Source organism: Halosolutus sp. YCN4 (assembly GCF_059736495.1).
The window spans coordinates 146,167-158,027 of sequence record NZ_JCASSM010000006.1 but is presented as its reverse complement, the minus strand read 5'-3'; the positions used below and the strand labels follow the sequence as shown (position 1 = coordinate 158,027).

Here is an 11,861-nt window from a genome sequence, read left to right as displayed (position 1 = left end):
TTATATATCGAAAAATACTGCACGATTAGTCATAATGAACAGACAACAAGTGGGAGTGTTCCTCCTGTCGATGCTCCTCGTCGTGTCGTCGGGTATCGCGGTCGGGTTCGGTCCCGGGACCGTCGCCGCCCAGGAGTTCGACGAGAGCGACGTCGAGGCGGTAAACGCGAACGCGATCGCCGACACGAACGATCGCATCGAGGAGACGAACGACGGACTCGAGAACGTCGAGGACGTCGAACTCGTCACCGAGGTCGAGGCCGAAACGGCGGCCGAAGCCGAAGCGGAGGCCCAGCGGTTGCGCGAAGAGGGGACCCGCGTCTACGACACGATGCTCGATCGGGTCGTCGACGAGATCAACGAACAGTCCAAGGAACGCGTCGATCGAGAGATCGCCAACCACGTCGATACGGCCGCGGAGGCGCGTGCGGAAGCCGATCGGATCGAAGCGGAGTACGGGCACGTCAGCGACGGTGCGAAGGAAGCCGCGGACTCGCTTCGGCGGACGGCCGACCGCGTCGAGGCGATCGACGAGGACCTGAACGCGGCCGCGAACACCCTCGCGATGCCCGACACGGGCACCGTCGAGGGGACGGTAACCGACGACGACGGGGACCCGATCGAGGGCGTCGAGATCACCGCGACCGAGTCCACCGGGTCGGCGACGACCGACGAGGACGGAACCTACGAGCTCGAAGTCGGCGAAGGCGACCAGCCGATTCGGTTCTCCGCGAGCGGATACGAGATCGTCGACGAGACCGTCACGGTCGAAGCGAACGAGACCGCCACACTCGACGCGTCGATGGCCGCGAAGGAAGACGATACAGGTGGTAGCGGCGGCGATGGCGGGGCCGACGGCGACGGCGCCGGCGGCGCACTCGGATCGACCGTCCTCGACGTCGGCGTCCTCTTCGCCGGCGTCGCGCTCGTCACTGGACTCGCGCTCGCGGCACTCGGCCTGGCCAACCGCTCCAACGAGGCGCTCGTCGACGTCCTCCGGAAGACGGGGGCGACGATCGGGTTCATGGCGATGGTCGGCGTCGCCATCGGGACCGCGGGCTACCTGTCAGTCGGATGGGTCGAGGGTAGCTTCGATCAGGCGATCGCCGGACAACTCGCCCCGCTGATCGGTCTGCTGGTCGTCTTCCTCGTCGCGCCCGTGCTGGCGATCGTCCTCGGACTGGGCGAAGGGCGTCGGCAGTTCAGTCGGCTGCGACTCGTCGGAGCGGCCGCGAGTTCGCTCATCGGCGGCCTCTTCCTGGTCGTCCTCGCGATGGCCTTGATTAGCTTCTCGTCGGATTCCGAGGTCGCCATACGGAACGTGATCGCGATCGCCGGCCTCGTCGGTGCCATCAGCGCGATCGGCAGCAGCGCTGCGATGGTGATCAGCGGCCGATCGAGTCTGGCCGCGTAACGAGTTCGCCCGACTCGAACCGAACCCGAATCCGCTCGTCGACCTTGCCCGTGCGAGCACGTCATCGAATCCCGTCTCGTTCTCCCGTCGAACTCGCGATCGAGAGACGTCGATAGTGGTGGCGCTGGAGCGGACGCTGGGGGTTACCCGTTGATATCGTCAGCAGGGATGGCGAGCGACCGAACGAACGCTTCGGTATCGTTGAAGTACATGATCTGGTCTCGTTTTTCCCAGTCAGTGCGCTCGAACCAGGTTTCGATGAACTCTGACCTGTGGCCTTCGCCGCGATACCCTTTGGCGATCGTTGTTGTCCGAAGAACCCGATCGCGGGCATGCAACGCACCGATAAAGTATCCGTCTTGGGCCCACAGCCATGATTCCGGATCGCGTGTTGTAAACTCGGATTTGACAAATTGTGTTTTGACGGAGCGCGTTCAGACATATCGTATTCAGCCATCGGAATACTTATAGATTGAGCGGCTGCACACCCGGGTATGCCTCCTTCATTCGTCAACCGCTCCGAAGAACTCTCGCGGATACAACGCGCATACGAAAGCGATACCGCTGAATTCATCGTCATCCTGGGGCGACGGCGAATCGGAAAATCAGCGCTCGTCCGAGAGTCAATCCCTGATGAGAATACTGTCTACTACCAAGCAACCCGAGACACTTCCGCTGTCCAGATCGGCGACTTCATTCAAGAAGTTCGGGAGGCATACCCCGGGATTGAACGCATCCGGGAAGACTGGGAATCACTACTTGGCTACCTTGGGGACCAAGATGCGACGGTCATCATCGACGAGTGGCCGTTCTTGGTTGAGGCAGACAGTAGCATCCCCACGAAATTTCAGCGGGTCTGGGATACAGAACTAGATGAGACAGAGTTGACGCTTGTGTTGGTCGGGTCCTCGATTAGCATCATGACGAATAAGATCACGGAGCAAGACGCTCCCCTGTACAACCGAGATACGGTCCGACTGGATCTGACACCGCTTTCACTCGGTGATGCGGCACCGTACTATCCCGCCACGCCGGACGACCCGATCGGCATCCTCGAAAGTTGGAGTATCTTTGGTGGAACCCCCTTCTATCTTCAACTCCTCTCACCCGACGAATCACTTGCCACGAACGTGAATCGGCACATTATCAGTCAACATGGCCGACTGCACGGCGAACCAGAAACACTCCTCCAATCAGAGAGCGTCCGGAAGCCGGAACGATACATGAGTATCCTCAGAGCGCTCGCCGATGGCAAGCGCGAAACCGGTGAGATCGCCGACTACGCTGGATTCGATGACTCACGCGGCGTCTGGAGGTATGCTGAACGCCTTAAACAGCTCCGGATAATCGAAGAAGACCAACCAGTCACGGAGGAAACGTCAACGGCGAAACGATACCGAATCCAAGAACCTCTGTTTCGGTTTTGGTTCCGATTCCTCTACGGGAAGAACCCGGAGCACATCACTTCTGACGACCCCTTCACAGAGCAGGTCCGACCGGAATTCCCGGCCTACGTTGGCCGTGTCTTCGAAGGTGTGTGCCGGGAGGCCCTACCTGTACTCTTCCCAGATGCATCGTTCAGTCGAATCGGCGGTTGGTGGGACTCAGAAGGCGAGTTGGACGTCGTTGGCCTCGATCACGACGGGCGAATCATCGGCGGTGAATCAAAATTCACGGGAACTCCGATGCATCAGGGTCACTTAGACGATGTCGAACAACGAACGGAGCGTATCGACTGGACGCCGCCGAATGAACCGGGGGTGACGCGTCACTACTGTCTGTTTAGCCGGTCGGGATTCACAGCGGCACTAGAAGAGACCGCCGACACTCGAAACGATGTGCATCTCATCTCGGTAGCAGATGTCGTCACTGCTCTCACCGGGTCGAACGAGAAAACCCCTACTCGGTGAAGAAGTCTAATTTTCTGTTCCTGAGGGCCATCAGTATCTAGCGAACGGATTTTCACCGGTCGTTCACCGATCTACAGCGTAGTGAGTGTTTTGTGACACACTCATCAGGTAATCCGTGAGATGAGGAGGTTTCGAGTAGGTGAGAAGTCGGAATCCCGTTCAGCAAATCACCGGTATTCGCAACATCAGGCACACCTGTAGTTGCGGATGCCAAGATTGCTGTACGGGTTTCGCAGCGGGGCAATTGTTTATTAACAATCCATTCTAACTCTATTTGTGTTGATGTCAAGTGTCTCGTTCATCAACCCTATTGCACGAGAGTTTGCCCTGTGGGTCGGTGTACTCCTACTGCTTGCCAGCGGTCTTTCGGCCTACTCGGGATGGAACAAGAGGAAACTAGCCGCATCTGTTGCTGAAACCCCTCGGCAACCGATCGGAGAAGTACGATCATCTGGAATTTTTCGGATTCGAGGGGAAATTACTCCACAAGTTGACCAAGATACCTTCACATCTCCGATCAAAGGTGATGAAAACTGCGTTCTATCGGCATGGGAGATCAAAGAAAAATATGATACTCCAAAGACGAAGTCGTGGGAGAAATCTGCATGGGGTGTCAAAACAGTCCCGTTCTACCTCTCAAACAACGACGCAGAGATTCTTGTCGAAATTGATGACGTAGTGGTCGGGAACAAAACAGATGACGTGTTTACACCAGAAACCCTGCTTTCGGCAGAAGGTGTCTCTGTTGGGGGACTTCAATGTGAGTTCGAAGCGTTCGATGTTCGTATAGAAACTGATTACGGTGAATCCCCACCAGAACGGGTGAAGGAATTCTTAGAGAACACAGACGGATTGTCAGTAGACCCGATGACAACCCCCGCTGGTGATTTTGTCGTTGATGCAAGCAAGCGAAAGTACTCAGAACAGACGCTTACCGCCGGAGATACGGTCAGTATCCTTGGCTACACTCAACCTCGACGTGACGGGGTGGAGTCGACGACTCGTCCCGCGGATCTCGTGCTGATGCGCACCAACGAGTCTACCCTGTATCTCTCAGAATTACCGTTTGATGAGTTGCCGAATGGTGGCGGAGCCTTGATGTTCAGTCTGCTGACCGGCATTCTCGGCGCTAGTCTTCTTGCCTTCCGGTTTGTAGCTTAAATGCCGGAATGTTTACCACGGCTGATTTCTTGTGAGAGCAATCAGTATCCAGTGACTGTGTGTTAGCGGTGGTTTCCACAAGCTGCTGAAGTAGCCGACTCGTGACTGTTTTAGCGGTATGAGTAGTGGTGAGCCGGCCAGATCGTTGCTGAAGCTGGGAATCCGTTCAGCAAAACCCGGCTATTCGCAACATCAGGCACACTGTTAGATATAGCAATATATGATTTATCAGCTTGAGGCCCACCATCGCAGTCGTCGACTGCCTGAGGGGCCGAGCAAGGAGAAACCGGGGTGTCGAGCGAGTTGATGCGACGATCGACGTCGATAGCGGACACGTGGCGACGTCGTCGGCGACCAGCGCGACGATACTGCGCGTCCAACCGAACTCTCCGCTACAGCTAGGCGAATTCGAAGCCGTCACAGCGAGATTCGGAAGTGACGTGTCCGATTCATCGACGCTCGAAGTCGTTTCTGGATCGGCACACCGACTTTTCCGACGAAAGCAGACGACGAAACAGCGGTTGTGAGTCCCCGTCCAGTCCGGCCTGGTCCGAAATCGCACAGGTGCCATCGGTTTGTGGAAGCGCAGCGAGGTAGCTCCTGTCACGAAACGCGATCGCACGTAGAGTCACAGCTTCGTCAGTGCCCCGCAGGAGTCCATCAATCGGGTCAACCGATACGCATCGATCAGTCGACACCCGAATCTGGCTCTGGTGCCCGGGCATTCGACGGGGAACGGATGACGCGCTTTCGACGACCACTCGCGTGTTCCGAAGCGGTTCGTCGACGATATCCCGATTCGCTTCGGTCCGACAGGTGATCGATAGCGCGCTCGAACTGGTCGGTGTCGCGATCGACCGTCCGTTCGACGCGGTCGTCCGTTCGATTCTGCGTCGTCCCTGATTCTACATCTCATACTGTAGGCATACTATGTGTGATGCTACATCCCAATTGATGTCACTGTACGAAACTTAATCCAAGATAATAGACCCAAATATGGACGCAAATTCGTCTCATATTCTGGGATAAACTCACTTAGCCCAGATAGTAGGTAGATTGAAGGTCGTCGCGTTTGATGAGTGTCGTATGAGCGATTCGGCGGATACGTCTAGAACTGCTGTCAAAACGTACGTTCCTGCCTACCAGAAAACGGAGTGGCAATCACACGCCGACGAACTCGGGATGAGCCAGAGCGAGTTCGTTCGGACGATGGTCCAGGCCGGCCGACGGGGATTCGAACCCGATCGAGAGCAACCCGCTTCTCCGGACGCTGACCCTGGGGGTAACGCCCTCGAAACACGGGTCCTCGAATTACTCACGACTGACAGTTATTCCTGGGACGAACTCCTCGAGGCGGTCAGTGACGATATCGAGTCTCGGCTCGATGACACGCTCGAGGACCTCCAGTCCGACAACCGGATTCGATACAGCGGGCGCCACGGCGGCTACACGATCGTCGGTGGTGACGATGGCGACTGACGTCGGGGCGTCCGACGAGGTGACGGATCCGATCGCGTACTTTCTCGACGACCAGCGCTATCACGGCAAGAGCGAACGCACGCTCGACGCCTACGAGCGCGTTCTCCGTCGGTTCGAGGGGTTCCTGCAGGAACGATTCGACGGCGTCGAGAGACCGCGTGAGGCGGGTCGACGGGAGTGTATGGCCTGGATACACTCCCTGCGGGGGGCGTTCGAACCGAGCACGATCGCGACGTACGCGTCGTATCTCAACCGCTTCTACGACTACATGACGCGCGTCGGCGTCTTCGACGACAATCCGATGGCGCTCGTCATGGAGGAGATGTCCGAATCGATCGATACGGACCCTACGCGGCGAGATATCTCGGTTTCGGAGATGCGATCGTTCGTCGAGACGATCGCCCATCCGCTCGAGCGAGCCGTCGTCGTGACCCTGCTGAAGACGGGAATGCGCGTCGGCGAACTCTGTAACCTCGATCTCCGGGATCTGCACCTCTCCGTGACGGAACTCGATCAGGAGTGGTCGCCGCGGGTCGAACTCGAACGCCGACCGTCGTCGCTGTTCGTCTCCGCGGAGCCGTCACGGGGTGCCAGTACCAACGGCGAGCAGCGGACGGCGTCGAACAAACGCAAGCGCGATACGGTCGCTCCCGTCGACGACGAACTCCGGCGGGCGCTGGTCGAGTGGCTCGCGATCCGCCCAGATTCGGTCTCGCCCGCGGACCCGCTCTTTCTCGACACGAGGGACTCGTGGGGCGAACGCCTGACGCCGGCGGACGTCAGATACGTCGTCAAAAAACACGCTCGCGACCACGGGTGGTACCGAACGGGCGGTGGCACTACCGAGAACGTCACGCCCCACTACTTCCGGCACTTCTTCACCACACACCTCCGCGATCGAACCGGCGATCGGGGGATCGTCCAGTATCTCCGCGGCGACGTCGCGAGCGACGTGATCGATACGTACACCCACAACTGGGGCGATCGGGTCCGCGAGACGTATCTCGAACACATCTACGCGATACCTGGCGAGTGAGTGTTCCCTCGCCCGATCGGTTCGAGCCGGCGGGATCCCCTCTTCGATTTGCACCGAAACCGTCCGGTACGACCAGCGCTCTCGCCGTTCTGGCCGAATTCGATGCTATTTCGGTTCGTCTGGTGTATAGCTGGACGGCCGAAATCCAACTCGTAAACTGTATTTCGCTATATCGAAGATCGGGGGTTCCCCGGTGACGGTCGTCGACCGATACCTTCGGAAAACTGGACGACGGACGCCCCAACGCTGGCGTTCTGGCCAATCGGGAGCCCGAACCCTACCTGCCCACGGCGAGTTCGGTCTCTTCGGGACCGTTCGCCAGCATCGATCGGACGGCCACGATCGAGTCGGAGACTTCGGGGGCAGTCTCGAGCAGAACGGTCTCGCTCGGGAACAACTGCTCGCCGAGTACCAGGCCGTGTTCGCGGGCGGTCGATCCGGTCATGGTCAGGTAGACGCCGACGCCGGTGTCGGCGATCGCCGCCTCCTCTTCCTGCCCGTTCGGGGGATACTCGAACGAGACGTTCTCGAGGGTTCGGGTACCGAGGACGGCCTGCACGAGACGTTCGTACCGGGGTTCGATACACAGCGGCCCCTCGTAGGTCTCGAGAAACGCCCGATCGAGCGACCCGGACGCGGGCGCGACCTCGGGCGTCGCGAGCAGCGTGTGGTAGACGGTGTCTCCGAGTCCCGTGACCACGCGGACGTCGGTGTCGGCGGGATTGATCCGCGCGTTGACGTCCGCGATCCGACCGAGCGGTTCCGGACGGAGTTCGACGACCTCTTCGAGGACGAGATCGGCGCTGTCGAACCCGAGCGCGAACTCGTGGGTTCGGAGCGCTCGAAACGGTTCCTCGCGGCCGACAAGCTGGATTTCGGTACCCTCGGGGACGCCGTCGACGCCGTCGATCGGGATCGTCACGCTGTCGAAGACGATCCGCCGCGGTTTGCCGGCCCGATCGTCCCGCAGGAGCGTGTACTCCGGCGCCGTGGGATCGTCGACGGTGCTGTAGGCGGCGAGACGATGGTAGACGTCATCGTCGTCGGGACCGATCGTTCCCTTCGTGAGTGCCTTCTCGTGGCGGAGCGTCGAGATGACGTCGTCCGCGAGTTCAGAAACGCCGAGGCGACGCGCGAGCCGATCGAACACCGACTCGAGGGGTCGCCCTTTCCGTGGAATCGCGATCGGAATCGTCTCGCCCATCGGTGCGTTCTCGACAGGCGACGGATAAACGCGTTGCGTTTCGGGACCTCGGTGACCCGTCAGTCAGAGAACATCGAGCCGAGCTGATCCCGCCACTCCTGAATGTTCGTCACGTCCTCGCGGACCGCTTCCAGATCGTCCGCGAGTTCGTCCACGTCCGCGTCCAGGTCCTCGACGTCGTCGTCGATCGTCTCTACCTCGTCTTCGAGGTCGTCCACGTCGTCGGTCACGTCCTCGAGGTCGGTCTCGACGTCGAGGACGTGGTCTTCGGTGCCGGTGAGACGCTCGTCCATCGCGGAGAGGTCGGACTCGAACGTTTCGAGTTCCTCCTTGAACTCCTCGATCAGTTCCTGCCCGGAGCCGTTCTCGTCGAGGAACGTCTCGAGGGCGTCGGTGTAGGCCGCGACCTCTTCGATGCGCGACTGGAGGTGGTCGATCTTCGCGATGTCGGACCTGGACGGCTCGACGTCGAGTGCGTCCCGGAGCACGTCGAGATCCTCGTCGTCGACCGCGTCCGCTTCGAGTTCGCGCGCGAGTTGCGTTGCGATCGAGCCCGCCGATTCGGTATCGGGTTCGGTGCCCGCGGTCTCGGTGGACGACGCGTCGTCGCCGATCGTCGGTTCGTCGGCGTCCGCCGAACCGGCGGATTCCGCGTCGACCGTGTCCGTATCGACGTCTGACGTCTCGTCGGCCGCGTCGTCGTCGGCGTCCGCGGCGCCCGATCCGAGGTCGAGATCGATCTCTGGTTCGTCATCCGAATCCGGTTCGTCGGCTGCGTCGTCGGTGCCGAGATCGATCTCGGGTTTGTCGTCCGATTTCGGTGCGTCGGCGCTGACCTCGTCGTCGGTGCCGAGGTCGATCTCGACGCGATCGTCGTCGGCCTCGGACTCGTCGGCCGACGACGCGGGGTCGTCCTCCGGGTCCGGAATCTCGTCGTCGTCGAACCCGAGATCGATGTCCGGGGCGTCGTCTTCGTCCGGGTCGTCGTCGACCGGTTCGGGTTCGGGATCGACGTCGCCGAGATCGAGGTCGAGTCCGCCGTCCTCGTCTCCGAGTGCGGTGCCGTCCGCATCGGTCTCGTCCCCGGCGTCCGCGACAGTCTCGTCGGCGGCCGCAGTGTCGTCCTCGTCGTCGTCCTCGAGACCTGGCACCGAGTCGGATTCGCCCGAGATCATGTCCTTGACGGGCTGGTTGCGGTCCTCGTCGACGATACTGTCGATGACGTCGTCGTCGATCTCGTCGGCGTCCGACCCGCCGTCGTCGTCCGAGTTTACCTCGACGATCGTCGGTTCCGTGAGGAACGACGTCGCCTCGCTCTCGTCGTCGATGCGGATGCCGTAGACCGTCACGAGTTCGTCGTCAGGATCGACCGTCCCGGTGAACTCGACGTGGTTGTCCTGGAAGGCGGTCCAGTCATCGCTGTGATAGTCGGGGTGGAACCCGACCTTGTCCATCGGAAACGAGTCGGGGATGTCCTCGGAGAGTCGAAAGGCGGCCTCTTCGTCGTGGTCGGAGTGGATCTCGAACCGGATCGCAGGTACGGGGAACTCGTCCGCCGCGAACGTCTTCCGGACTGTCAACCCATCACCACTGACCTCGATCACGTCGTCCGTGTCGGCGGTGTTACTCATGACCCCAACGTTACCATACCATTACTATAAATTGTACGGCGTATATCAACTTCAGGACAGTTGATCCGTCGCCGTCCTACAGATCGACGCGATCGCCGATTTCGACCAGTTCGAGCCGTCGTGGATGCGAAAAGCTCTTCGCGTGGTGGTGGAGCACCTTGGGATCCGATGTCAGACCACGCCACATGTCCCAGTGACTTGGCAGGAGCCGATCGAGTTGCAGGTCGGCCGCCGCTTCGACGATCTGGTTCTCGTCGTTGTACCAGCGGGTACGTTTGGGCTCGCGCGTCTCCTTGTCGGGAATCCGCCCGACGGTTCCGAACGCGAGGACGCCGAGGTCGATGTCGTAGGCCTCGCCGATGCGTTCGAACTCGTCGGACGGCTTCGTGTCGCCACCGTGGAAGAACGTTCCTGCGTCGTGCTCGAGAACGTAACTGACCGGATGCGTCGCGTCCGGATCGTGCGCCTCCTCCACGTGGAGCGTGAACTCGCCGATGTCGACGGTATCGCCTTCCGCTATCTCGGCGAACTGGTCCGCACTGACGCTCCACTCGTCGGTCCACGCTTCCGCTTCGCGCGCGACCGCGAGGCTGTCGTCGGGGGCGTAGAACGTCGCGCCGGTAGTCGCGAGAATCGGCGCCTGGCTCGGGCCGTGGACGTGGTCCGTGTGTTCGTGCGTCGCGAGCACGGCGTCGGCCGCCGTAACGTCCGCCGGATCGAACGGCACGGGGATCATCCGCACGGTGCGTGGTGGATCGCCCAGGCCGACGTAGGGATCGATGAACAGCGTCGTTCCCGCACTCCCTTTCAGGACGAAGCCGTTACAGCCGAGATACCAGATCGCTACCCCGTCCGGGTCGGCGTCTTCGACGTCACGAACCAGCCAGTCGCCCCAATCGCTCCGGATCTGTGTCATACTGGAGCGTGTGCGGACCGACTGGGTAAGTGTTGTCGTCTCCGATCGAGTCGCGTCCCGACGTCGGCGCGTGCCCGTGTCGGGTCCGCTCGTACGAAGTTCTGTACGTCAGTCACGGCGCACCCGCTGACGAGTCGCGATCGTGCCGGCACATCGGTACAGCGATCCGTATCAGTCGCCGGTCGGTCCGAGCACCGCGAACTCCGTGACGACTTCCACAGCCGTCCCGTCGGTCGAATCCGACTCGCGATCCAGGTCGATCAGCTCGGACCGGAGCAGGGGATGACCCTCGTAGCCGACGCGACCCGCGGAATCGTCGTACGCGACGAGGCCGGCGTCCGCGAGCAGCGGCAGGTGGACGTGAACGAGCGACGCGAGCACGCTATCGACCCGGTCGGTCGGGACCGATCGCTCGCTCGAGTCGGTTTCTCGGGTCGCGACCGATCGCGCGAGCGATCGCGTGGAGAGGGGATCGCGTTCGGTCTCGAGAACCGACAGGGCCGTCCGCCGACGTGCGTCCGCGAGCGCCTCGAACACCGCGTCGCAGTCCGCATCTGAGTGTTTCGCGAACGCGTCGTCGATCCCGTTTTCGTCGCCCGACGACTGGTCGGTCGCGACCACGGCTCCGTCCTCGCGCGTCGCGACCAGGCCAGCGTCTCGCAGCGCGGGGAGGTCGTGGTGGACGAGTTCGGTTTTGGACTGTCGGCGTTCCGCGTCAGTCACTGCGCCGGGCGGTTTATCCGTCGTTACTGCGACGAGTCGGTTCGCAAGGTCGGCTTTCTCGATTCCGTTCGCTGAAGCGTCGGAGACGAGACGGAGGATCGCACGGCGACGATCGCTCGCGAGGGACTGATACAGACTGTCCGTCGATGCGGCCGATCGGTCGGGTGAACTCGTGGTAGTCATCGACTACTGGTCGGGGTGCTACGAGCAAAAGAATCCCTCCAAACTGTGTTGGAACCAGTCGGTGATTACCCACGATCGCGTGACGTTCACTCAGTATTAGATCTTTTCGACCCTAGAGGTAGTCACTGATTTCGGGAATCGAGTTACAAATCAACAACACGTGGTCGGTCTTCGACGGGCCGCGTTCGCCCGGGGCACACGAGC

General features: G+C 60.8%; 9 protein-coding genes. 5 read left to right on the top strand and 4 right to left on the bottom strand.

Annotation, left to right across the window (positions count from 1 at the left end):
* Positions 1-34 precede the first annotated feature (34 nt).
* From AC6I6X_RS20260 to AC6I6X_RS20240, 5 genes are all read left to right on the top strand, one after another.
* A complete protein-coding gene (locus AC6I6X_RS20260) occupies positions 35-1,414 on the top strand; it encodes a carboxypeptidase-like regulatory domain-containing protein (protein WP_497932376.1) in 1,380 nt (459 codons plus the stop codon).
* A gap of 494 nt (positions 1,415-1,908) precedes the next feature.
* Positions 1,909-3,324: an ATP-binding protein gene (locus tag AC6I6X_RS20255; RefSeq protein ID WP_497932375.1), complete on the top strand. Its 1,416-nt coding sequence runs from the start codon at positions 1,909-1,911 to the stop codon at positions 3,322-3,324.
* 282 nt (positions 3,325-3,606) lie between these two features.
* Positions 3,607-4,485, top strand: coding sequence for a hypothetical protein (locus tag AC6I6X_RS20250; RefSeq protein WP_497932374.1), 879 nt, complete (start codon positions 3,607-3,609; stop codon positions 4,483-4,485).
* Between the two features lie 1,086 nt (positions 4,486-5,571).
* Positions 5,572-5,964: a DUF5805 domain-containing protein gene (locus AC6I6X_RS20245; RefSeq protein WP_497932373.1), complete on the top strand. Its 393-nt coding sequence runs from the start codon at positions 5,572-5,574 to the stop codon at positions 5,962-5,964.
* The gene (locus AC6I6X_RS20240) at positions 5,954-7,000 is read left to right on the top strand and encodes a tyrosine-type recombinase/integrase (protein ID WP_497932372.1); all 1,047 of its coding nucleotides are present in this window, start codon (positions 5,954-5,956) and stop codon (positions 6,998-7,000) included. The genes AC6I6X_RS20245 and AC6I6X_RS20240 overlap by 11 nt, the downstream gene beginning before the upstream one ends.
* Positions 7,001-7,277: 277 nt before the next feature.
* Here AC6I6X_RS20240 and AC6I6X_RS20235 read toward each other — a convergent pair whose 3' ends face one another.
* The 4 genes from AC6I6X_RS20235 to AC6I6X_RS20220 form a co-directional block, all read right to left on the bottom strand.
* A complete protein-coding gene (locus AC6I6X_RS20235; protein WP_497932371.1) occupies positions 7,278-8,204 on the bottom strand; it encodes a phosphoribosyltransferase HisG-related protein in 927 nt (308 codons plus the stop codon).
* 59 nt (positions 8,205-8,263) lie between these two features.
* The gene (locus AC6I6X_RS20230) at positions 8,264-9,835 is read right to left on the bottom strand and encodes an AAA family ATPase (RefSeq protein WP_497932370.1); all 1,572 of its coding nucleotides are present in this window, start codon (positions 9,833-9,835) and stop codon (positions 8,264-8,266) included.
* Between the two features lie 76 nt (positions 9,836-9,911).
* On the bottom strand, positions 9,912-10,751 hold the full coding sequence (locus AC6I6X_RS20225; protein WP_497932369.1) for an MBL fold metallo-hydrolase: 840 nt from the start codon (positions 10,749-10,751) through the stop codon (positions 9,912-9,914).
* 171 nt (positions 10,752-10,922) lie between these two features.
* Positions 10,923-11,657, bottom strand: coding sequence for a DUF7344 domain-containing protein (locus AC6I6X_RS20220; RefSeq protein ID WP_497932368.1), 735 nt, complete (start codon positions 11,655-11,657; stop codon positions 10,923-10,925).
* Positions 11,658-11,861 lie beyond the last annotated feature (204 nt).

What these genes read in the sequence shown, in the direction of transcription:
- AC6I6X_RS20260 (WP_497932376.1), top strand. Translation starts at nt 35, where the DNA reads ATGAACAGACAACAAGTGGGAGTGTTCCTCCTGTCGATGCTCCTCGTC.
- AC6I6X_RS20255 (WP_497932375.1), top strand. Translation starts at nt 1,909, where the DNA reads ATGCCTCCTTCATTCGTCAACCGCTCCGAAGAACTCTCGCGGATACAA.
- AC6I6X_RS20250 (WP_497932374.1), top strand. Translation starts at nt 3,607, where the DNA reads ATGTCAAGTGTCTCGTTCATCAACCCTATTGCACGAGAGTTTGCCCTG.
- AC6I6X_RS20245 (WP_497932373.1), top strand. Translation starts at nt 5,572, where the DNA reads ATGAGCGATTCGGCGGATACGTCTAGAACTGCTGTCAAAACGTACGTT.
- AC6I6X_RS20240 (WP_497932372.1), top strand. Translation starts at nt 5,954, where the DNA reads ATGGCGACTGACGTCGGGGCGTCCGACGAGGTGACGGATCCGATCGCG.
- AC6I6X_RS20235 (WP_497932371.1), bottom strand. Translation starts at nt 8,204, where the DNA reads ATGGGCGAGACGATTCCGATCGCGATTCCACGGAAAGGGCGACCCCTC.
- AC6I6X_RS20230 (WP_497932370.1), bottom strand. Translation starts at nt 9,835, where the DNA reads ATGAGTAACACCGCCGACACGGACGACGTGATCGAGGTCAGTGGTGAT.
- AC6I6X_RS20225 (WP_497932369.1), bottom strand. Translation starts at nt 10,751, where the DNA reads ATGACACAGATCCGGAGCGATTGGGGCGACTGGCTGGTTCGTGACGTC.
- AC6I6X_RS20220 (WP_497932368.1), bottom strand. Translation starts at nt 11,657, where the DNA reads ATGACTACCACGAGTTCACCCGACCGATCGGCCGCATCGACGGACAGT.